The 21,041-nt window shown below is 63.4% G+C and carries 28 protein-coding genes; 4 read left to right on the plus strand and 24 right to left on the minus strand.

Annotated features, from left to right (window positions below; all coding sequences use genetic code 11):
- Positions 1–347: 347 nt before the first annotated feature.
- The gene (locus GRZ55_RS11510) at positions 348–647 is read left to right on the plus strand and encodes a hypothetical protein (RefSeq protein ID WP_169287071.1); all 300 of its coding nucleotides are present in this window, start codon (positions 348–350) and stop codon (positions 645–647) included.
- A gap of 141 nt (positions 648–788) precedes the next feature.
- Positions 789–1,517, plus strand: a complete 729-nt coding sequence (locus tag GRZ55_RS11515; RefSeq protein WP_169287072.1) for a hypothetical protein — start codon at positions 789–791, stop codon at positions 1,515–1,517.
- Between the two features lie 134 nt (positions 1,518–1,651).
- Here the strand turns inward: GRZ55_RS11515 and GRZ55_RS11520 are convergent, their stop codons facing one another.
- The 4 genes from GRZ55_RS11520 to GRZ55_RS11535 are packed head-to-tail and all read right to left on the minus strand — an operon-like array spanning position 1,652 to position 3,822.
- Positions 1,652–1,981, minus strand: coding sequence for a hypothetical protein (locus GRZ55_RS11520; RefSeq protein ID WP_169287073.1), 330 nt, complete (start codon positions 1,979–1,981; stop codon positions 1,652–1,654).
- Positions 1,982–2,431 carry a hypothetical protein gene (locus GRZ55_RS11525; RefSeq protein ID WP_169287074.1) on the minus strand — a complete coding sequence of 150 codons (450 nt, stop codon included), beginning with the start codon at positions 2,429–2,431 and terminating at the stop codon, positions 1,982–1,984.
- A gap of 15 nt (positions 2,432–2,446) precedes the next feature.
- Positions 2,447–2,845, minus strand: coding sequence for a hypothetical protein (locus GRZ55_RS11530; protein WP_169287075.1), 399 nt, complete (start codon positions 2,843–2,845; stop codon positions 2,447–2,449).
- 17 nt (positions 2,846–2,862) lie between these two features.
- Positions 2,863–3,822 (minus strand): SH3 domain-containing protein, encoded by a 960-nt coding sequence (locus GRZ55_RS11535; protein ID WP_169287076.1) that lies wholly within the window; start codon positions 3,820–3,822, stop codon positions 2,863–2,865.
- 77 nt (positions 3,823–3,899) lie between these two features.
- Between GRZ55_RS11535 and GRZ55_RS11540 the strand changes: the two genes are divergently transcribed.
- The gene (locus GRZ55_RS11540; RefSeq protein WP_169287077.1) at positions 3,900–4,445 is read left to right on the plus strand and encodes a hypothetical protein; all 546 of its coding nucleotides are present in this window, start codon (positions 3,900–3,902) and stop codon (positions 4,443–4,445) included.
- Here GRZ55_RS11540 and GRZ55_RS11545 read toward each other — a convergent pair.
- From GRZ55_RS11545 to GRZ55_RS11610, 14 genes are all read right to left on the minus strand, one after another.
- Entirely contained in the window at positions 4,442–4,927 is a 486-nt protein-coding gene (locus GRZ55_RS11545; RefSeq protein WP_169287078.1) for a hypothetical protein, read from the minus strand. The genes GRZ55_RS11540 and GRZ55_RS11545 overlap by 4 nt on opposite strands.
- Entirely contained in the window at positions 4,924–5,784 is an 861-nt protein-coding gene (locus GRZ55_RS11550; protein ID WP_169287079.1) for a hypothetical protein, read from the minus strand. Before GRZ55_RS11550 ends, GRZ55_RS11545 begins: the two co-directional genes overlap by 4 nt.
- A 71-nt stretch (positions 5,785–5,855) precedes the next feature.
- Complete coding sequence (locus tag GRZ55_RS11555) at positions 5,856–6,104, minus strand: hypothetical protein (RefSeq protein WP_169287080.1); 249 nt, start codon at positions 6,102–6,104, stop codon at positions 5,856–5,858.
- 16 nt (positions 6,105–6,120) lie between these two features.
- Positions 6,121–10,395: a hypothetical protein gene (locus GRZ55_RS11560; RefSeq protein ID WP_169287081.1), complete on the minus strand. Its 4,275-nt coding sequence runs from the start codon at positions 10,393–10,395 to the stop codon at positions 6,121–6,123.
- Positions 10,396–10,407: 12 nt separating this feature from the next.
- The gene (locus GRZ55_RS11565; protein ID WP_169287082.1) at positions 10,408–10,803 is read right to left on the minus strand and encodes a hypothetical protein; all 396 of its coding nucleotides are present in this window, start codon (positions 10,801–10,803) and stop codon (positions 10,408–10,410) included.
- Complete coding sequence (locus GRZ55_RS11570) at positions 10,800–11,390, minus strand: DUF2163 domain-containing protein (protein ID WP_169287084.1); 591 nt, start codon at positions 11,388–11,390, stop codon at positions 10,800–10,802. Before GRZ55_RS11570 ends, GRZ55_RS11565 begins: the two co-directional genes overlap by 4 nt.
- Positions 11,380–12,036 (minus strand): hypothetical protein, encoded by a 657-nt coding sequence (locus GRZ55_RS11575; RefSeq protein WP_169287085.1) that lies wholly within the window; start codon positions 12,034–12,036, stop codon positions 11,380–11,382. Before GRZ55_RS11575 ends, GRZ55_RS11570 begins: the two co-directional genes overlap by 11 nt.
- Positions 12,033–14,015 (minus strand): hypothetical protein, encoded by a 1,983-nt coding sequence (locus GRZ55_RS11580; RefSeq protein WP_169287087.1) that lies wholly within the window; start codon positions 14,013–14,015, stop codon positions 12,033–12,035. The genes GRZ55_RS11575 and GRZ55_RS11580 overlap by 4 nt, the downstream gene beginning before the upstream one ends.
- A 117-nt stretch (positions 14,016–14,132) precedes the next feature.
- Positions 14,133–14,561 (minus strand): gene transfer agent family protein, encoded by a 429-nt coding sequence (locus GRZ55_RS11585; protein WP_169287088.1) that lies wholly within the window; start codon positions 14,559–14,561, stop codon positions 14,133–14,135.
- Positions 14,561–15,031: a phage tail tube protein gene (locus GRZ55_RS11590; RefSeq protein WP_169287090.1), complete on the minus strand. Its 471-nt coding sequence runs from the start codon at positions 15,029–15,031 to the stop codon at positions 14,561–14,563. The genes GRZ55_RS11585 and GRZ55_RS11590 overlap by 1 nt, the downstream gene beginning before the upstream one ends.
- 69 nt (positions 15,032–15,100) lie before the next feature.
- The gene (locus GRZ55_RS11595; protein ID WP_169287092.1) at positions 15,101–15,319 is read right to left on the minus strand and encodes a hypothetical protein; all 219 of its coding nucleotides are present in this window, start codon (positions 15,317–15,319) and stop codon (positions 15,101–15,103) included.
- Positions 15,319–15,522, minus strand: coding sequence for a hypothetical protein (locus tag GRZ55_RS11600; RefSeq protein WP_169287093.1), 204 nt, complete (start codon positions 15,520–15,522; stop codon positions 15,319–15,321). Before GRZ55_RS11600 ends, GRZ55_RS11595 begins: the two co-directional genes overlap by 1 nt.
- A complete protein-coding gene (locus GRZ55_RS11605) occupies positions 15,522–15,932 on the minus strand; it encodes a DUF3168 domain-containing protein (protein WP_169287094.1) in 411 nt (136 codons plus the stop codon). Before GRZ55_RS11605 ends, GRZ55_RS11600 begins: the two co-directional genes overlap by 1 nt.
- Positions 15,929–16,369, minus strand: a complete 441-nt coding sequence (locus GRZ55_RS11610) for an HK97-gp10 family putative phage morphogenesis protein (RefSeq protein WP_169287095.1) — start codon at positions 16,367–16,369, stop codon at positions 15,929–15,931. Before GRZ55_RS11610 ends, GRZ55_RS11605 begins: the two co-directional genes overlap by 4 nt.
- Between GRZ55_RS11610 and GRZ55_RS11615 the strand changes: the two genes are divergently transcribed.
- Entirely contained in the window at positions 16,368–16,679 is a 312-nt protein-coding gene (locus GRZ55_RS11615) for a hypothetical protein (RefSeq protein ID WP_169287096.1), read from the plus strand. The genes GRZ55_RS11610 and GRZ55_RS11615 overlap by 2 nt on opposite strands.
- Here the strand turns inward: GRZ55_RS11615 and GRZ55_RS11620 are convergent.
- From GRZ55_RS11620 to GRZ55_RS11645, 6 genes are all read right to left on the minus strand, one after another.
- On the minus strand, positions 16,676–17,050 hold the full coding sequence (locus tag GRZ55_RS11620) for a head-tail adaptor protein (RefSeq protein WP_169287097.1): 375 nt from the start codon (positions 17,048–17,050) through the stop codon (positions 16,676–16,678). The two genes, GRZ55_RS11615 and GRZ55_RS11620, sit on opposite strands and share 4 nt — an antisense overlap.
- On the minus strand, positions 17,050–17,637 hold the full coding sequence (locus GRZ55_RS11625) for a head-tail connector protein (RefSeq protein WP_169287098.1): 588 nt from the start codon (positions 17,635–17,637) through the stop codon (positions 17,050–17,052). The genes GRZ55_RS11620 and GRZ55_RS11625 overlap by 1 nt, the downstream gene beginning before the upstream one ends.
- A gap of 2 nt (positions 17,638–17,639) precedes the next feature.
- Positions 17,640–17,870, minus strand: a complete 231-nt coding sequence (locus tag GRZ55_RS11630) for a hypothetical protein (RefSeq protein WP_169287099.1) — start codon at positions 17,868–17,870, stop codon at positions 17,640–17,642.
- Positions 17,871–17,933: 63 nt separating this feature from the next.
- Positions 17,934–19,205, minus strand: coding sequence for a phage major capsid protein (locus GRZ55_RS11635; RefSeq protein ID WP_169287100.1), 1,272 nt, complete (start codon positions 19,203–19,205; stop codon positions 17,934–17,936).
- 50 nt (positions 19,206–19,255) lie between these two features.
- Positions 19,256–19,843, minus strand: a complete 588-nt coding sequence (locus GRZ55_RS11640) for an HK97 family phage prohead protease (RefSeq protein ID WP_169287101.1) — start codon at positions 19,841–19,843, stop codon at positions 19,256–19,258.
- Positions 19,833–20,951, minus strand: a complete 1,119-nt coding sequence (locus GRZ55_RS11645; RefSeq protein WP_169287102.1) for a phage portal protein — start codon at positions 20,949–20,951, stop codon at positions 19,833–19,835. The genes GRZ55_RS11640 and GRZ55_RS11645 overlap by 11 nt, the downstream gene beginning before the upstream one ends.
- Positions 20,952–21,041: the final 90 nt, after the last annotated feature.

Raw genomic sequence — 21,041 nt, forward strand, 5'->3', positions numbered from 1 at the left:
CACACCCTGTTCCCCTTGCTACGACAGGATGCAGATCGACGAACGGAGGCCACCGAAGACCAAAAGATCTATGAATCTGCTGACAAGCATTTCGATTTGGGCACTGTCGTTGTGGAGCAACTTCCGCTTGACGCCGGAGTGGAAGAGGCACTTCCGGCCTAACGCGGCGCGTGCCCGCACTTTTCGATGAAAACTCGGCGAAACATGCCCGAACAACTCGAGTCGCCGCACCACCCGGGCAGATTATAGGCCTCTTCGGGCGAATTGTACGGTCCCCAACCCCACATACCTAAACCTTCGCACCAGACGGCAGGCTTTCCATTTTGATCTGGCGGAGGCCGTCCGATATGACGATCCGGCATGTTGCTGTCCCGGGAGGTTTGAGCCCGAACCCTTGCCTGATTGGCTTCTTGCTGGCGGAGGTCGCGTTCAAGCTGTTGGCGGCGTGCTTCCTGGCGCCGATCCTCTTCAAGCTGCAACCGAGCCCGCTCCTGCTGAGCTTGCTGTTCTTGCTGATGGCGCTGGAGATCTCGCTGCGTTTGGGCTTCCGCGCCGGCCATTGCCGAGAGCAGCCACCCGCCGACCTTGAGCAGCCGCCGGCCGAGCTTACCTTGCTTGCCGCAGGCTATCTCGCAACAGATTCATGATTACTCATCGGCAGCATTCAGAGGCTTGGTCATCTTTCTCCGCAGAAAAATGATTAACTCTAAGTTGATGCGGGTTCTGAACCATTCAGTCCTTCCAACCATTGTTCCTTGTGGGGAGGAAAACCAATGGGAGAGAGAACCATGGCAAAAGCAAAATCCAGCCTCACCTTGATGCTTGCATCAGCATTCGCTCTTGGCGCCAGCAGCCTGATTATGACGGGTCCTGCGCAGGCGAATATCTGCGAACTGCCCGCAAGCGCCCTCAGCCAGGCTCAACTTCAGGCCGTGGCTGATGGAGCCTGTTTACCGAACGCTCAAGCAAGAACCGCCACGATTGGTGTCCCAGGTCAACCCGCGGTACCAAGTCAGCCCGGCGTTCCAGGGCAACCTGCAGTCCCCGGGCAGCCCGGCTCGCCCTCTACCGGAGGCGGTGTCAACGTGGGTGTCGGCGGCGGCGGACAGAACAACACCGGCGGTATCAACGTCGGAGTAGGGTCCGATGCGGGATCCGGCAATACCGGCGGCATCAACGTTGGAGCCGGGACCGGTGCGGGATCCGGCAATACCAGCGGTATCAACGCTGGCGTTGGAACCGACGCCGGGTCTGGCAACACCGGAGGTGTCAATGCTGGCGTTGGCACGGGATCCGCCTCCGGAAACACGGGTGGCATCAGCATCGGTGTAGGAGAGGATGCCGCCACCGGCAACACCGGCGGCATAAATGCAGATGTCGGCGGAGGAGGCACCGGTGCCGGAAGTGGAAATGATAGTGGCATCAACGCCGGATTGGGTGGTGAAGGTGGTATCGGCGTGAGTATCGGTAACGGCGGCATCGATGCCAGTGTGGGAGGCTTGAGCATCGGCCGTTGACCGCCACACACACCCACACAAGCATGCCCGCCCGGTCACTTCGGTGGCCGGGCCTTGAACGGCAGATGCGGAAAAAAACGGTAGGAAGCCCTGCCGGGCGAGCGGGCTTCGGAGCTTTCGGTGGCCGGATGTCATCACCGCCGCTTCATGCGCATCTCGCTCCGGATCTCGGAAAGTTCCCGTGTCAGGCCACCCAGGGTCTCGATAATTTCATAACCGAGCTTGCGGGCGCGTTCGTTCTCCTGGCGCAGCGCGGCGCATTCTGCCGTGTGGGCCGATACCGCGGCCGTCAGTTCTCGGATGGATGAGCTGTCGACGAGAGCGCCGGCAATCTCCATCGTCGAACCTTCTCTTGCCGTCTGGCGCTGCCCCCATCGCTGCCCCATCCAGGCCAGGAGGCCCAGAACGGCAAGGCCGATGAAGTTGGCGACCGGGATGAGGTGTTCAATCGGTATGCCAAGCATTCACCCTGCCTTCCGTGTTGCCCCGACATCGGCCCAAGCCCTGAACAGGTTCCACATCTCGATGATCATGAAGGTGCCGTAGGCCACGACGCCCGTGCCGGCGCCGCCCATTGTCCAGGCGATGATCACGCCCAGGGTGATCTGCCCCCAGAAGATGCAGGCCACGATCGAGGCAAAGCCACGCATATGCGGCGAGTATCGAAAGCTCCGGAAGGTGCCGTTGACGACCAGCGCAGCGAGCCGGACCAGACCGACCAGCAGGCAGAGCATCGCCCAGGCTTTCTCGCTGCCGTAATAGGCCAGCACGGTGAAGGAGCGGGACGTTTCGAACGTGCCTGGATCGGCCGACAGGACGCCGTACCAGCCGAGGATGGCGGCCGTCATGATCCATTCCGACACGCGCGAGGGGAAATGCGCAATGATGCCATCACGCATGCGAAGAATGATCATGACCGACCCCTTGCCTCAGCGCCCCAGGATCCCGCGCGCAGCCCCCACCAGCTTCATCGCCTCCGGCACCTTGGACAGCACGATGTCGGTCAGCTCGTTCGGCCCCAGCCCGAAGCTCTTCACCGCCTCGGAGTTCTTCGCCTGCACATAGGAGATCGCCTCGCTCACCAGCTCGGCCGTCTTCGCATCCGGCCCCAGCCTGGCCAGCGCCACCTTGGCCGCGTTCATGGCCGATTGGTGCAGCGCGTCGCGCAGCTTCGCCTCGATGTCGCGGCGCGCGGCCTCGTCCTCGATCTTCAGAACCTGGGTGAGGCGGTAGGCGAGCCACGCCACCAGCACCGGCCCCACGGTGGAGACGAAGAGAAGCACGATCGGTTGCAGGATCAGCCAGAGATCCCAGAGAAATTCATTCATGATGGTCTCCTTTGGTGTCAGCTATAGGTCTCGAGGTCGCTCGCCATGTTGCGCAGCATGCGCGATAGCGTGTCGCGATCGGCGGGCAGGTTTGCTTCGACCTGGTCCAGAAAGGAGCGAACCGCGGCGAACTGCGTGTGGATCGGATCGGGCACGCTGCCCGCACCTTCGGCCGGCGCCGTGTCGATCATCTGCACATAGCCGCCATGGACCCAGCCGTCGTGCCCGTTGGGCGTGCGGACCTTCAGCCAGTCGCTTTGTGCCTCGAACACCGTCAGCGTTACGCCGGGCGGCAGACCGTCGCCGATGCGCTCGTGGATCACCCCCGGCCCGCGGCGGAAATTCAGATGCGGCCGTGCCATCGTGATCGCCGTGCCCCCCTCGAAGCCGGCCGGCAGCGGCTCGCGCACCGGCAGTGGTTCCGACGGCCCGTTGCCCCGCAGCGCCGAAAGCACCTCGTCGCGCCATTTGTCGCCGATGGCGTGTGCGCCCCGCACGCTCTCGTCGAAGGGCAGCCGCACCACGTCCCACTTGCCGCGCTGCGCGATGCCAAGCGTCGGCTGCACCTCGGCATGAAAAAGGATCGTCTTGCGTGTGACAGGGATCTTGAAGACTTCCGCCAGGTCGGCCGTCGCCATCACGAAGCGGTTCCACTGCACCAGCGTCAACGGCTGGGTGCCGGGGTGCCAGGGCGCCTCGCGCGCGCCGAGCATGCCGCACATGGTCTGGCCGATATTGTTGGTGTTGTTGTTCAGCGTATGGGCGGCATAGCCATCGAAGAGACGGCCCGTCGCCGGGTTGGTCCGGTTGAGCGCGATGTCGACGCCATACTGGATAGCGCCGTCGCCTTCGGTCAGCACGTTATAGTGCTGGAGATCCTTGGCATTGGCCTTGTGGCCGCCGCCCGTCCAGTGGCCGCGAATGCCTGTCATCGGGACACGCGCAAGGCGCCCCGCATCGAGAATGCGAAGTGACATGGGGGTTTCCTTTGGGATTAGTGTTGGTTGCGAAGCCCCTCGAAAGCGGCTATCGAACGGCACGAAGGAGATGCCCGATGAAAGCACTCGTGGCCCTTGGCCTTACATCATGCCTCGTGCTGGCTGGCTGCACTGTTCAGCCGCTCTATGGCGGGCTCACAAGCTCCATTGCAGAGTATCGCGAGGCGGCGCCGGAACTGGCCGCTGTCTACATCTCACAGCCGTCCGACCGATCTCATCAGTTGGTTAGGAACGAGCTGGCCTTCATGCTCTATGGGGGGGCGGCCCAACCGACCGAGCCGCGCTATCATCTTGATTTTTCGGTCACCACCACGGTTCAAGGGGCGGCGCGAATTCCGGCCACGGCGTCGGTCTCGGAGCGCTTGGACAGGCCGACATCATCAATCCTCACCATGAACGCCCTTTATTCCGTTGTGAATGTCCATACCGGGGAGCAGATCACCGTCGGTCGCGCGCAGACCATGGCCAACTTCGACCTCAGCGGCCAGGAATTTGCTCGCGTCCGAGCAGAGCGTGAAGCGGAAGCCAGGGCCGCGCGAGAGCTGGCCGCAATCATTGGCCTGAACGTCGCGGCCAAGCTGCGGACGACCGCCGTCAACTAATCTGGCCACTCCATCGCCGGAAGCTCGGCGAGAAAATCCCCCACCTCTGGCACCGCGCGATCGCCGGCCTCCACCTTCGCGAGTTCGGTAAAGGCATAGACCCAGACCGCATCGCGCCAGACAATGAAGCCTTGTGCCTCTGCCGCCCATGCCGGGTTGGTCGAACTGACATAGGTCGATATCGACACCGCCCCGGAATACTGGCGCTGGCGGGCCACTTCGTCGACATGCGCCTCGATGGCCGTGCGAAACCGCTCGACGATCTCTTCGGGTGTCGGCGCCGGCTCTTCGGGATAGTATGCAGCGTTGTAGGCAGCCTTTCGCGCGGGGGTCCAGAAGGACCCTATCTGCCCTGCGACCTCCACAGGCAGGTCATCCGTTGGATCGTTCGGCCCTCGCACTTCCCGATGGAAGCCGCCGTCCGGCTTCTTCCAACGGATCATGACGCCGGTGGCATCGAGCTGGATCTCGTCAAAGGTCATGATGATGCCTCGTAGGTTATTGTCGCGTAGAGAACGACCGCCCCGCTCACGTCGGTATGTGAGACGGCAGTCGACCCCGTTGTCGCCGTGTGCTTGATAAGTCGCACGACGCTTCCACCGTCCTGAAAGAAGCCAAACAGCGTCGAGGACCCAGAACCCAGATTGATGCCCTGCCAGAAAGGGATCGACATTGAATATCGACGTCCATTCCCGGAGGCACGGCTGAAGGGAAGACCTGTCACGCGGAGCGCTCCAGTCGCACCCCCAAGGCTTGTAACGGTGAGCAGAAAGCTCGCGAGAACACGATTTCCTATTTTGAGATAGTTGCCGTCTTGCGCCGTGTATGTCGGCGTTCCGGGGGTCGTGATGCCTTCCAGTCCCGGCGTGAAAGTGCCAACCTCCTGCGCACTTACTCCCAGCGTCGTCCGCATCGCTGCGAAAGATGTGTCGTCGAGAAGCTGCCGAGCCTGCGTAGTGAATGGCGTGAGGGCCAACTGCCCCGCCCCTGATGCGTAGGGCAGTCGGTCGGCTATTAGGTTCAGGCCCACCAACGCCTCCACATTGCCGTTGGTCAGTTTTTCTAGCACCAGACGGGCCGACAGCGCCACGCGGGCGCCTTCCGCCGCAGGCACGATCTGATAGTTGCCGCCCGACAGATTAGTGCCAGGCCAGCCCGAAACCAGCGTGGCGGCGTTCTGTCCGCCCACTGCGGCAATGGGCATCATGAGCCCCTGAGCGAAGAAGTAGTCGCCCGGCTGTATGCCGGCCGACACGAGTGAGGCACCGGAGAACGTCACGGCCGTCTGGCCGTTATTGACGCTCGCCGTGCCTTGGGAGTGGTAGGATACCAGGCTCATGGATCACCTTTGGATGTGCGCCATCGCCCCGCCGATGAGCAGGGTTGTTGCAGTCATGAATTGTGGAGGGTTCAGCCCTTGGGCTTGGTCTTCTTCTGTGGCGCCGCGTCAGCGAGTTCTTCGCCGAGGGCTTCTTCCTGCTGCTGGAGCAACGCCTGCTGCCGGCGCACGATGTCGATCAGATCGCGGTTGCGCGCGGCGAGGATCAGCGCGTCCTGTTCGGCCGCGTTCATGCGCTTCTGGAAATAGGCCGCGACAGCATCAATCGCGATCTGCTGCTCCTGTGGCTGTTCGGGTGGGGTTTGCGGGTCGGTCGACATGGGTTCTCCTGATCGATCAGTGTCGCGCGACCTGCGCGACGAGGGACATTCTGTGAATTGTGGCTGATGACGGTGTGCCTGACCGGTACGCGCGAGCGCGCAAGACAATGGTCTGGTTTCCCGCTGGATAGCCGTCCGGCGAAGCGAATGCACCAGAGTCGGTAATTCGCAGGATGCCGGAGTTGCCGCCGCGCGTTTGTAACCATTCCCGCAGAACAACGCCGTTGCGCAGGATCTGGATATGGATGCCGCAACCGGCCCCGCCGGCCGTATCAGCAACGGTTTGCGCATCGATATCCGGAAAGCATAGGATCGGCTTGGATGAAGGGCTGTTGAGGACGAAGGTGGCGAAAGTTATCCAGTCCCCCCAGTTTCCGCTGATCCCTATGTTCGGCCATGCGGCCGGGCCGAACATCCCTGAGCCCGAGGAGGTGATCAGATTGGCTGGGATCATCGCGTCTTGTACGGTAAGGTTTCCGACGACTGCTGTCTGAATATCCGCCCAAGCGATATTCGCGCCAACAATGTTGGCCCAGTTGACGTTTACTTCGTCCAACCACAGCGCACCGTCTGTAAAGACAAAGGGCTTGCGGGTGTTGCCGCCCGACAGGACGATGAATTCGTCGACCGAGAACAGCCAACGGGTCGGCAGCGCCGCGTTGTTCGGCACGTCCAGAAATGCCGATGCCAATCGCTCTGCGAAGCCCGCCGTCTTGCCGATGAAGCCGAGACGGGAATAGCCCGAAGGCCCCGACAGCGCCTCCATCTTGATCCGCGTCTGGTTGGTCGACCCGCCGAGTGAGACGAACAGGTCCTGGATGGAGGTGGCTTGCGCGCTTGTCTGCCCCTCCACGGTCTCGACCCGCGTGTCGATCGCATTCAGCGCCGTCACGCTGGCCTTGCCAGGCAGCTCGTTCTGGATCGAGGTGATCGCCGAGCCCTGGCTGACGATGGAGTTCTCCGTCAGCGTCACCCGAGACGTCAGCGCATCCGTGACCGTCAGCTTGGCATAGTCGCCCAGCGCAATATTGATCTGGTTGATGAGCCCGGCCTGGATGCCGATCTGCTGTTCGTTGACCTCGACCCTGCTGAAAATCTGCTGGCTGACGTCGACCACGATCTTTTGCAGGTCGCGCTTGTCGAGCTTGTTTGCGAAGTCCTGATCGGCGGCGAGCAGAGCCAGATTGTTGAGCTGCGCGCGCAGCGACCGGATCGTCTGCCCCTGCACCACGATGCCACCGCCACCCAGGCCCTCGACCTCGGCATAGAGATCGTCGACCACCGTCTGGTCGGCTTTGCCAGGCAGCTGGACGTTGAGGATGTTGTTGAGTGACGCATTAATCTGCGTCACGTTGCCTTCGACGGTCTGGACCCTGCCGGAAAGCTCGCTGATCGCGGTCACGTTGCCAGCAACGGTGCCGTCCAGCGCGTTGACCGAGCCGAAGATCGTCGTGATGTCGGCCGCCAGCGCCTCGCCCTGCGCGATCCGCGCCACCTGCTCGGCCAGAAGGGCGGCCTCCGATGCCCCCGGCGATGCCCGGCCGATCGCGATCCACTCATACTCGACGAAGTCCGTCGCGGTCTGGGCTTCGGTCAGATCGATCCTGATCCGATTGACGGTGTCTTGCCACGGCATGTTGACCGTGACGTTGGCAAACCCTTCCGCGTCGGGGACCGGATCGACAAAGGAGACCCGGCGTGCCGTCTCCCATGTCGCGTCTTCCGGGCGCCGCCACCACACAAACCCGCCAAAGGTCGGCGTGCCGGTGACCCTGATGCGAAAGCGCACCTGCCGGTACTGGTTCGCGTTGATGCCGAGTTCGTCCGGCGAGACGATATAGGGGTCGGACGCGTGGTTGGCGGGGCGCACATAGCCGAGCGAGAAGGTAGGTGTGCCGTTGCCCGACCAACCCTCGATCCCCTCCACGAAACGCCATATCCGGCGATAGTCGAACGCGCTGTTCGATCCCGCCGAAAGTAGCGTGATCTGGTTGGCCAGAGCATCGAACTGAGAAACACGCGCCGTGCTCTCGTTTGATATGGCCGCCGCATTGTCTCCGACTTGGGATTCCAGCGTGACCAGCTGTGTCGCAAGCGCGCTCCCCGGCCCGATGGCGACGGTGATTGCCTCGGTGAAGGCCGCCTCGCTGCGGTCCTCGGCCAGCCTCACCTCGCGCCGGAGCGATTCCCGGTCGCTGTAATTGGCAAAATCCTGTTCGGCCAGCAGCAGCGCGATGCGACCCTGTTCCTCTGCCTCCTGCCTCAGCCGTGCGAAGGTGCGGGCCGCGTCTTCGATGCGCTCCTGCGCTTCGGCCTGCACCGCATCCTGCCGCGCCTGCGCCTCGTCGACGATCGCCTGCGCATTGGTGGCGATGCCGTCCGGCAGCCCGAAGCCGGTGTCCTCGATCCAATCGACGAGATCGCGGAAATCCTCCTTCAGATCGTCGATATCGATGGGATAGCGGAACCTGCCTGTCGAAGTCGCTGTCGTCACCCATGGAGTGAACGTCTTTACCCGGTCGGGAACCGTCGTGATCGTGGCGCGCACCGCATAGGGACGCTCGCCCAGCACGCCGCGCGTGATGTAGTACTCGCCGGCCTCGGGCGCAGCCATGGCATCCCGCATGAGCGTGGTGGCGCTCAGATTGCCATTGCCGTCGTCGATCAGATATTCGAACCTGACCTGCGTGATGCTGGGGTCTTCCGGCGGCGTCCACGTCACATAGATCGACGGCACATCGTGGCCGGCTTCGTTGGTAATGTAGCCGCCAGCGGCGCCAAAATTCTGCACCGTCGAAAGCAGCGACGGATTGATCGGCGATGGCTGCGCGATCACGATAGGCCCCGGCTCGATGCCGGCGCTCGAATAGACATCCGAGCCGGTCTCAGCCAGCGTCAGCGTTATCCGAAGATCCTCGTCAACCTGCCATCCCGTGATCAGCCACGTCTTGCCGGCATAGGGGATCCACTCGCCCTCAAGCCTTTTGAACCCATAGCGGCGCGAAACCGGCACGGTCGCCGAGCCGCCCTTGCGCTGCTGGCGATAGCGGATCTGAAGCAGATACTGCGCAGTGTCCGGATCGGTGACCTGTAGGAAGTCGTTGGAGGTCTGCCGCGTGCGCCCGTCTGCCGCGATGTCGGCATTGACGTAAATCGGCGTCAGGCTTTCCGCGCCCCACTGCGCCTCCTGGCTCGTGAACTGGCCCGACAGATGGTTGTAGAGGTCGAAGGCGCTCTTGCGGTGCTGGATCTGCTTCGGCCGCTCCATATCGATGTCGGCGTCTGTCAGAGGTTCGGCCGGCGTCTGCGGCGCCCCGACGATCACGCCCGACAGCCCACGGCGGTTCATGCCGTAGCCGGCCATGGCGTCGTCGAATTCCTTCAGCACCTCCGTGTGGTCGTCGTCGCCGTTGGCAAACAGCGAGCAGGCATAGGTCGGCTTGCCGTTCCGAAGCGTGTCGCACACGTTCATCGCGGCGAAATAGGAGTTGAGGTCCAGTTGCCCGAGCGTCTTTCCTTCGCCGACCAGCGTCCGGTTGGAGATCAGGCCGCGCAGGCCGAGCTGGTAGTTGAGGCGATGAACGGCCGGGTTCTCGGTCCACACATGCGTGGCGGGATCGTCGAGGCGCTGCGGGCCGTCGCCCCCGACAACCGTCGAATCGTAGCGCGGATCGTATTCCTTGATCCCGCGAAGCACGAAGGTGAAGTCGGGCGGGCCCTTCTCGAAGCGCTCGTCATATTCCCGCTCGACCACGACATAGCACAGGCCAGTGAGCCGCGACGTGTTCTTCCAGGATGCCTCCAGATTGGCCGTGTTCGCCACGAGGCGGCTGTCGGCCTGCTGGCCGGGGCGCCCGTCGAAGAAGCGGAAAGTCAGGTTGTTGCCGAACTTCTGCGTCTCGTAGCGCGCGACCTCGTTGGCATAGGGCGTGCGCTCGATCAGGTCGAACTTCTCGCCGTAGAAATAGACCTCCGGCTCCATCCCGTCGCACCAGCCGTTCGACAGGATGAAGATGTCGGCGTTGAATTTGTTGCCGGATCCGTATTTGGCGTAATAGGCGTGGTGGCCCTTGGTGGCGCCCTTGCCATACAGCGCCTGCACCGGCACGCGGCCGCCGATCTGGACCTCATCCTGATGGGCGGAATAGGCGCGCTTCTTCGGCCGGTTGAAATAGGAAACCAGCAGTTGCGCGCCGAATGCCAGAGCACCCGTGATAAGCGATGCGGCAAGCGCCGAGCCAGCAAAGAGCGCTCCCGCGATGGCTGTGCCGATCGCCGTGAAAATCGCCATGGATGAAACCTGCTAGGTGCGGAAGGCAGCCTTGACGGCCGAAAGGTCGTGATGCGAGCGCCCCTTGGGCGTCTTCGTCATGAACCGCTGGCCGGTGAACACAGCGACATGCTCGCCATCGGGAAGATCCATGATGGCCAGGTCGCCGAACCGGCACTGGCTGGCGCCGATGCGCTCCAGATGCGCGTCGAAGAAATCGACCAGGGACGAGAAACCGCGCTTCCTCAGCGCCTTCTGCGCGCCGAACAGCGTCTTGTAGGCGCGATAATTGTCCGGGCCCAGGCGCCGGCTCTTGTCGAACGCATCCGCCACCCGGCAGCCGAGGAAGAAGCAGTCGCTCTCGCCATAGCGATAGGGCTTCGTCATCTCCCGTTCGATGACGGGATTGGCGATCTCGAAGCGGGTCATCGGTAGACCTGCCCCCACTCGCGCGGCCATTGCGAGGCCACGTTCACGTACTCCAGCCCGGTGTCGGTCGGGTCATTGTCGAATTGCTGCTCGGCTTGCGCTCGGCGCACATGGGTCGCGCCGCGCGCCGATCGGCCGGGCGGCTCGAGTTCCACCGTCATGGTCAGGGTGCGCTCGCCATTGGCGCCCGCCGCCCCGTCCTCGAATAAGACCTGATTGATCTCGTAGAGATGCGAGGCGAGGATGCCGAGGACATTGTTGCTGTCCGGCTCGCCCAGCAGATGCGTGATGATGACCGGCGCGTTGAGATAGGAGAACTCTTCGATCTTGGCGATCGCGTCATCTGGATCGTCGACCGGCACGTTCGAAAACACCAGCTCGCGCGTTGAGACCGCCACACCCAGATCGCCCCGCATCTCGCCCATGGAAAGCCAGCGGTTCGGCTTGTAGACGAGCCCGTTATGGGGATAGGGCCGGCCGCCCATGTGATAGCCGAACGGGCCGCCCGGCAGCTCGAACCGGATCAGGTCGAGCGTGACGATCTGCCCGCTTTCCAGCGCGGCTTCGACGGCAGGATCAGGGCTCATAGAAGAACACCTCCTGGGCGGAGAAGGATTGCGAACGGCCACCGCGGCGGCGCGGCGCCTCGAAGCCGGCCAGCTGCATGATGCAGGAGGGCCGCTCGAACCGGGCGCGCAGCGTGCCCCCGGCCGTGATGTTCTGGGTGTCGATCGCCGGATGCACGGCCAGCGTCACCGTGCCCGAACCGTTCGCCTGGGCTTCGGCGGTGATCCGGTGCAGGCTCGTGACCAACGCCGACATGCGCAGCTCCACGGCATCGCCCGGCCGCAGCTGGAAGGCGGCGGGAAGCTGCTGCACCGTGATCGTGTGCGGGTTGGCGATGGCCGACAGGTGGCCCCTGCCATCGAAGGCACCGCCGCCGGCGCGCGTGCCCGAAAGCGGCGCGCCGGCATAGGCGATCGGCCGCTGCCGGCTCGTGTCGCAGGCGCGAAAGACGGCCCCGCTTTCCAGCCGCGCGAGAAAGGCGTCGACCTCGCCGAAGCTGCCCAGCTTCTGGGAGGGTGAAAGATATTCCGCCACCCAGTAGGGCGTGCCATAGCGCCGTCCTTCGGTGCGCCGCCCGATCATCCGGTTCACGCTCTTCGGCACGATTGGGTCGAAGCGCAGCGTCTCGAGCCCGACGCAGGGAAGATCGAGGATCTCGATGCTCATTTGGGCACACCGCCGCTCTGCCAGTATTTGTTGCGGGCCTTGTCATTGGCCTTGACGACATTCACCGCCATGTCCCGGCTCTCCGCCTGGATCGTCGGACGGAACATCGGGCCTTCTTCGCCGATCACCCGCAGCGTGATCTGACGTGAGCCGCCGGAATCCTGCACGGTTGATGGCGGCATACGCACGTCGACGGGAACCTTGCCGCCATTGGGCAAGGGGATCACCGCTTCCTCACCATGCACGMCGCCGCGCACTTCGCCGCGGCGCCCGCCGGTATTCGCCGTGCCCTTGGCGTAGCCAGGCAGGCTTGCGCCCCACGGGCCCGCACCCAAATTCATGCCGCCCCCGAAGAGCCCGCCCCCGAAGAGCCCCGCCAGCGGCCCTTTACCGAAAAGCGCCGCCTGCGCCACGACCTTGATCAGCGTGTTGAGCAGATTGTCGAGCGCCTGGTTGCCGGTCTCGATCTTCGGCAGCAGCGCGTCGAAAGCGGATTCCGCCTGCTGCTGGAAGAACTGCGCCATCTCGGCCGCCTGCTGCATCGCGTCGCGCTCGGCATGGATGGCCTCGATCAGCTGGCCGATCTTCTCGCGCTGCTCGTCCGTGGCCGCCGCCCCGGCCTGCCGCAGCGCATTGGCCTTGGCCCGCTCGACATCGCTCAGGCCGAGAATGGCCAGCTCGTGTTCGAGGTTCTCGACCAGCTTGGCGACGGCCTCCGCCTCGCGCAGCGCCTGCTCTGCAGCGCGGTCCCGCGGCGTGCGGCTAGCGCGCTCCGGCTTTGTCGGCAGTATGGTTTCGGGTTCGTCGGGCGATGCCGGCGCGGCGCGTGTTGGAGCGGATACACCGTGCAAGCCGGACGTATAGGCCCGGATCAGCCTGTCGAGATGCCTTTCAGCCTCCTCGATCGCCGCCGCCGTTTCGCCCGCCTCAAAGCCCAAATCTTCGGCATTGCGCTGCATCTCGCGCAATTGATCGATGCGGCGCTGCGCGCTGGATACTTCGTTGGGGGCATCAAGCAGACCGGCTATCGTCGGGTTGCCAAGCGCCGCGCCAAGTGGCGAGAAGGTAGCCAGCGCGGCCAGCTGCCGCCAGATCGAGTGCTGTGAGAGCTTATCCAGCTCGACCAGCACCTCCATGATCCTGGTCTTGGCGTGTACGGAGAAGCTGCGCCAACCGGATTCCCACCGGTCGTCAAACTTTTCAGCCTTGCGCAACAGCTCTTCGTCGATAACGCCACCCGCCTCATTCGCGGCGTCTGCCATGTCATCGAGCGCAGCCTCACCCTTGCGAAGCGCATTGACAAAATCCAGACCTGCGCGGCCGAAGCCCTCCTGCGCAAGCACAAGCCTCTCTTGGTCCGAGCCGGCGCGGCGTATCAGTTCCGCGTATTCGCGCAACAGCTCATTGATGGGGCGAATGCGCCCCTCGTTGTCACGAAGCAAAACGCCATTCGCCTCGAGAATGTCTGCCAGGCGACCGCCATTCGTTGCGGCCTCGCCGATACGCCGCGAAAACTGCTCCATGGAGGATTCGAATTCGTTGGCCTCGACGCCAGCAAGCTTGAAACCGAACTGCAGCCGCTGGAAGTCGTCGGTAGCCAGCCCCACCCGATCAGCCGCCTTGGCCAGCGCCGACAGTTCCGAGACGGTCGACCGCGCATAGGCATAGAGCCGCTGCGCCGCGATCGTCAGGCCGGCGACACCCGCCACGGCAATTGCTGCAGCAGGCCCCACCTCGCGCAGCTGCTGGTTGAAGTTGGTGAACCGGCCGGCCACGCCCCCCAGCGGGCCTTCGATCATGCGCACCGTGCCGGCCAGCCGCTGCATGCCGCCCTGCACGTTGCGGTTGGCCGCGTTGAAGCGGTTCTGGATCGCGGTCGCCTGCCGGTTCGCCGTCCGCTCGGCCCTGGCCAGCTCGCGCTCGAACTGCGTCACCCGCGCCTCGAGCGCGACGACGAGGCGTTCCGAATCCTGTGCCATGTCAGAACCCCGCTATGCCGAGCTGGGCGAGACGATCCTCGTCGATCTCGCGCCCCTTGGCCTTGTCGCCCTTGGAAAGAAGGTAGCCGTCGCGCGCGGCGAGGAATTCCCAGATGCTCATTCGGCCGATGTCGCAGCCGAAAATGCCGGTCCAGGCGTAGAAGCCGGAGAAGCGCCATTTTTCGCGCGGGAGCGGCGCCGGCCCGGCTTCGCCTCCCCCGCTTCCGACTCCCCCACCGGATCGTCTTCCATGCCGTAGAGCGCGGCCATCATCACGGCCTGCGCGGTCATCACGGAAAGCTGCAGCGGCTCGTCCTCGACATGCTTCTTGACGAGACGCCGCGCCTCTTCCTTGTCCATCCCGCCGCCTTCGAGGCCGAGCCGGATGGGCTGGATCACGTCGTCGACGGTCCAGAGATTGGCCGACAGCCGCTTGAGCACCAGCGGCGGCCCGGCATCGCACTTGTCCTGCAGCGCACGCAGGAGTTCGATGGTGAGCAGGAAGCTGTGCTCCCCGCCCGCCCAGGTCAGATCGAGGCCGCGCATCAGGGTGCCGGCTTCGTGGTCACGTCCGGCACGCCATCGAATTGGATATCGATCTCGGCGGTTACCTTCGTGCCCTTAGTGCGGCCATTGTTGAGGTTCACCAGCAGGGCCGGCCCGCTCTCCTCATAGATGTCGCCGGTCTCGCCTTCCGCCTCGACCTTCTTGTTCCGAATGCGCGCGTTGAGTGTCGCGCTCGTCCGCCACCAGTTCATCATCTTCTGGTGGCTTTGCAGAGCCCAGGAGCCCGTGGCCGATATGCTCACCTCCTGGCTTCGCACCTGCTTCTCGATCGACAGTGGTAGGCTCTCGTCGTCGCAGTCGGGGACTTCGGACGTATCCACATTGGAGGTGCGGTTGATCGTGACGTCGATCATGCCGCAGATCGGCGTGAAGACGCCTTCATCGGAGACGGGATCGAACTCGACCTCGAGCACCATTTCTTCAAAATTGGCAGTCTTTGCACGTGCCATGATAGTTCTCTCCATGCGGGAAGAGGCCGGTGAGCCACCAGCCGGGTTGAAAGGGCGTCATGCCCGCTCTCAGGTGATGGGCGTGTTCCCGCCCGGGGCGCGCTGGAATGCGCGTTTCTGTTGCGCCGTCGGGCTCTTCGCCCGCTCGGCCGCGCCGGCCTTGACGGCGGCATCGATGATGGGCCCCGGAAACTGCTGCGGCACCGGCTTAGGCTTCACGGTGATGCAGACCGCCCGCGCCGGGCGAAAATCGAAATTGAACTGCCGGTGAAAGATCGCCCAGGGCATCAGACGGCCTCGCCGCTTTCGCTGAAGAACTTCAGGCCATGGCGTCCGATGAAGCAGCCCTGCTTGGAGAGGAATTCGTCGAGGCGGTCGTCATCCTCATCAAGCACCAGCGCTGCCGTCCAGATAAAAGCCTGAAGCAACCATATGTAGGGCCGGACCCACCAGCGTAGCCGCACCGTGAGCGTCAGGTTCGTTTGTGCCATCAATCCGTCTCCTCGATCAGCGCCTGCACCGTCACTACGCCATGCGTGGTCAGCGGGTCGGGATCGCCAAGGATGCGCCGGAAGGTCACGCGGATCTGCACCAGCGCGTTTTCCGCGAGTTCAAGATCCTTCTCGTGCAGCGCCGCCTTCACCCGGTCGACCAGTCGCCGGCAATGCACCATGCCGACGCGCCGCGACCAGCAGTCGATCTGAAATGTGTGCTCCCCGCCGACGATGCATTCGGCATCGTCCTCGACCACGTCGGAAGGCCCGAAGCTGATATACTGGTTGGCCGTCCCCCACGGCTTTTCCGGCACCCGGTCGTAGATGCCATTCACCTCCGCCATCACTTCCGTGTCAGCCGTGAGCGTGTCCAGGATCAGCTTCTGCAGTTCGGCCGAGGCACTCATCCTTGCATCGCCTCCTTCACGCCCTTGCGGATGGCCCGCTTGATACGGTTGGCTGATCGCTTCTTGTTCAGCCGATAGGCCGGGAAGAAGAAGGGCTGCGCCGCCATGGCCTGTGTTCCGAATTCGATGAACCGCACATAGAAGCCCTGGTCGTAATTGTTGTTGCCGCGGATCCCGGCATAGATCGTGATCTTCATGGTGCCGGCGCCGACCGGGGCCGATGAGCCGACGACGACGGCACCCTCCGGCGCATCGCCCCAGGTCCATCCGATGCTGTCGCGCAGCCGCCCCGTCTTCACCGGCACGAGCTGCCGCATGGACTTGACGATCTCCTCGGCGCTCTTCTCCATCGCCTGCCGGGTGACGGCCTTCGCGCGCTGCGGGATCGATTGTGTTAGCTTGCGCTTCAACCGATCGAGACCCTGGACTTTTGCCATGATCGAAATGCTCTTCGTTGGAGGATGCGTCGCGACGGCCGCGATGTTCCCGCTGGAAATCGAAAATGTTCGCCGCGAGGGTGACCGGACCATCACCCTGGTCAGGGCCGAGAACCGCTCCGACTGCGCCATCGACCGTATTATGTTCGAGTGCACCTATCGAAACGAAGCGGGTGAGGCCCTGACGCTAGCCCGTGGCCGTGTACGCTTGTTGGCTCCGGGCACAGCCGGATACGATGAGGTGCCGATGACGATGGTGGGCCTGCATTCGGTTTCATGTAGACCGACGACGGTTCAGGATGCGCCCTAGGCCGGCTGCCCTTCCTCGATCCTGAGCCAGACCCACTTGCGGTCGGTCACGGCATCAACGTCACTGATGGCATAGACCGTGCCGGTCCAGACCGACGGATCATCGTTCGTCCACTCGCCGCTGCGGACGTCGCGCGCCCGCCAGTCCGTCGTGATGGCACATGTCTGGCTGTCCTTGCGCAGCTTCACCCGGATGATCGAGCGCCCTTCGAGCCGCGCCGCCATCACAGCTTCGTTGCCCCGCTCATAGGTGAGCCCGGCCGCGCGATCGAACTGCTCGACCCACTGTTCGCCGACCGTGTTACCGTAGCCGTCATCGACTGCCTCGCGCCGATCGAACGCCAGCCGATGCCGCAGCTCCCCCGCGCCCATCAGGCTAGCACCTTCCCGCGGCGATGCTCTGCGACGATTGCCTCGAACCCAAGTGGAAATTCGGACACGATGTTGCCGACATTGACGGCTTCGCGGTTCTCGTATCGGTGGCCAACCAGAAGGCAGACAGCATCGATCAGGTCCGGCGCCACATTCGCGGCATCGACCTCGCCGAGCACGTAATTCACCTTCACGGCCCCGATGACATGATGTGTGGCAGGCCAGAACTTGCCGACCGCTGGCACGATGCGCACTGGCTCGCAATCCACGTCGACACGATAGGCATCATGATCGAGCGTCTGCTGCTCCCCGGCAGGATCGACATAGGTGATTGATGTGACGCTCTTGATGGGCGCGCCTGGCAGGATGATCGTGTGTGGAAAGGCATCCATGGACTTGCGCCAGGCCTGCTCCATCATGGCAAAGCCGATACCGTTCGGGCCGTCGATGCGTGCAATGGCACCCTTCAGCAGATCGGTCAGCAGATCGTCGTCGTCATCATGGTCCACCCGAAGCCGCGACTTCAGCTTGGCGAGCGTGAGCAGTTCACCGGTCGGCTTTTGAACGATGGAAACACCATTCCACATGATCAGATCTTCTTGCCGCTCTTGCGATTGGGACGATTTGCGCCGCCCGGGCGACCGTCCCCGTTGCGGTCGAACGCCGCGAACTCCGGCGATACCCCGTCCCGCACCGGTACAGCTTGCGGAGGATCGGCCTCGAACATGCGCTTGGCCTCGACATCAGAGACTTCGATCACGTCGCCGGGCGAGTATGCGCCGGCAGGACCGGCGCGAGAGACAAGGAGTTGGATTTTCATTGCTGCTCTCCTTCGGTTTTGAGAGCGGGCGGCCGAAGCCGCCCGCCTTGCAAAGCCGAATTTTCAGGCCATGATCATGTGCTTGACGGCTGCCGTGTTGAGTAGCTCCCCGTCGAAGCGCTTGAAGCCGACCATGCCGATTTGGAAATTCTCGGCATACCGCTCACGCAGGGTCAGCACCGTGAAGCCGCGCACCTTGCGCACCACGTAGCGGCTGTGATCGCCGAAGATGATCGGCTTGGTGCCGGTCGCGATGCTGGCCATCGCCTGGTTGACGGAATACGCATGAGCCAGCAGCCGGTCGGGCTCGCCGGCACGGACGTCGCCCATCTGCCAAAGATAGTTGCCCTGCCCATCCTTCAGCTTGCGGATGGTGGCAAGCGTGGTGTCGCTGAACTGCCAGCGGCATCGCGGCGAGGAGCGATAGGCCGGATCGACCGAATGCAGCAGGTCGATGATCTCATCCGAAGTAATGGCCGTCGCCGATGCTGCCGTCTTGCCCAGCGAGGAGGCCGTCACAATGCCGTGCGGCTGATTGGTTCCGGTACCGGTCGTGAGCACGGCATTCGCCCTGCGCCCAAGACGCTCCCCGAACAAGTCGTTCATCAGCGCCTCGACATCGAAGGCCGAGTCCTGAAGCAGTTCGTAGGGAATGCGGACGATCTTGGTATCGTACACATAGGCATCGAGCGCCTTTTCCCCGAACACGACATCGCCAGAGCCGTCATCCGTCGCCGGATCGTTCTCGTCCTTCAGTTCGCCGTTCTGGCTGGTGTCGTCGACAGTCGGCCACGGCAGATGATTACCGCTGGAGGTGACCAACTCGCGAACGATGTCGGCGTCCCACATCGGACCCCAGGCGGCCATGGCCTTGTCAATCTCGCCGGAAAATCCTTCCGGAACAGTGTAGCCACCTGCGGCGTCTGTGGTCGTGGCCTGAGCGCGCACCTCTTCAGGCACATCGGCACGACCCTGCAGCAGGATCGAGCGCTCCTCGCCCGACAGCGATGCAGCGCCGAAGCGGATCGCCTTTGCGAAGACGTCCTTGTACTCCGGCGGCGTCTCGTCACCGCCGTTGCCGCGCGCTTCGCCGTCATCGCCGCGCGGACGGCGCGGATCGCCCTCGTTGGCGCGGGCCTCTGCCTCTTCGAGCTTCTTCATTCGCTCGATCTTCTCGCCGAGCTTGTCGTACTCGGCCATCATGGCATCGAACTCGCGTTCGATCTCGGCGGCACGCTCAGCCGGCGTGTCGTCCTTGATCTCTTCGAACTTCGCGCGAGCGTTTGTGGCAATACGTGCCTGCTGCTCGCGCAGCTCCTTGAGCTGTACGGACATGGTAGTCTCCTGATCTGGGTTGGTGATGAATAGGCCGCAGCAGGCAGCTGTCAGCCGTTCTCTCGCTCCCGAAGAGCAAGGTCCATTTTCATGCGGACGCGTTTCTGCGCCGCATGGAAATTCTCGGTCCTGCGCACCTGTTCACGGTGCTGCTTCAGGCTTCGAAGCCCGATCTCGGTTCCGTCGTAAGCGGGCATCGTGACGATGGACACATCCAGCAATTCGACCTCCTCAACCTTTCGCAGCGGCGGATCCTGCGTGTCGTCCCACTTCTGCCGTTTGGCCTTGAAGGCGAAGCTCATCTTGGACAGGTCGCCTCGCTTCATTTTCGGCACGATGCGCTGAACATCAGGATCATCTGGATCGAGCACCGTCTCCATGCGGAGGCCCTTGCTGTCTTCGATCAGCGTCAGGGTGCCCGACTTGCTGCGCGCCAGTGGCAGCCCCGAATGCTGGATCAGAAAGGGCACGTCGTCGCGACCGATCGCTTCCCTGAACGCGCCGGGAGTGATGATCTCACGGAACAGGCCGGCAATGTCCGCCTCCTCGTTGAACACGGCGGCGTAGCCGGAGACCCGGATGCCGTCATCCTCGTCCCGGATTTCGGCGGGAATGCCGCCGCGGATTTCACGCGTCATCGTCATCTCCTGCGGGAGGTTGGGTCTGGTTGGGCTGGCTACCAAGAGGCACCGTCGCGCCCTGGACCAGCAGCTTGTCGCCCTCGGGATCGTCGGGAAGGTTTTCGCGCCGGCGCACCTCGTTGGGCTTGAGAATCGCGTTCTGGATGCCCTTGGCGTAACCCTCCATTCGCGCTTTGAAATCGCCGCGCAGAAGGCCGTCGACGTTCATCTCGGCGTACTGGCGATTGTTGTTCCGCCCGAAGAGCTTCAGGTTCAATTCCTGCTCGAATTGCTCCACCCATCGCTTGATGGTGTGTTTGACCAGATGCAGATCCTGCTGCTCAGTGTTGGAAAAGGTGCCGTGCGTCAGGTCCTGGAGGAACACGGGCGGCAGGGAGTAGATGCGCGCGATCTGCTCGATGATAAAGCGCTGCAGCTCGACGAGTTGCGACTTCTCCGGATCGACGCCAAGCTGTTTGATGTCATGGCCAGGCGGGAGCGAAAGCGCCAGGCGATTTTCCTTCGCAGCCTTCTGGACGGCCGCAGCCAGATCATCCGCAGATCGCTGCAGTGCTCCCGCCGACTGGAACGGGCCGGTAATCGCAAAGGGCGGCACACCGCCGTTCTGAAAGAATTTCGATCCGTACCTGGTGACGGCCTGCGCCAGACCGACCACGTCCTTGTTCGTCAGGATTGGCGAGCGGTGCCCCAGCATGTCCCGCTTGAGCATGAACGGGATGTCGATGACTTCGCTCGCTTCGTAGACAACCTTCCGTGACTGTCCGTCGCGGTATTCGTAGACCTTCTGGCCATTCTTCCGCTTGACGGTCACACCGCCCGGATCGAGCGGCCACAGGTTCATGGGCTTGCCGGTCGCGTTCCGCTCGATGAACGTGACACCACGTCCCTCGGTGAAGACCTGTCCGAACATATAGATCCGCCAGTCGAAGGACGACATGCCAGGATTGACGGCATCGTGCAGCACGGTGGCGAGGCCGCCACTGGCCCGCTCCCTCCCGCTGCTGGTCCGCTTGTAGAGGTGGAGCGGCAAGCCAGCGAGCGTGCCGGGAAGAAAGTTCGCGGCCGCCCACACGGCTGGAACGCCAAGCGCGCTGTCGATCGTCACCGTCTCCCCGGAAGCCGACATGGCGTCGAGACCGAGGAAGGCGACTATGTTCGGCGAGGAGATCGGCACGCTCGGGTTTTCGACGGAAGA

The sequence above is a fragment of the Chelativorans sp. ZYF759 genome, assembly GCF_012911015.1.
In the GTDB taxonomy this organism is placed as follows: Bacteria; Pseudomonadota; Alphaproteobacteria; order Rhizobiales; family Rhizobiaceae; genus ZYF759.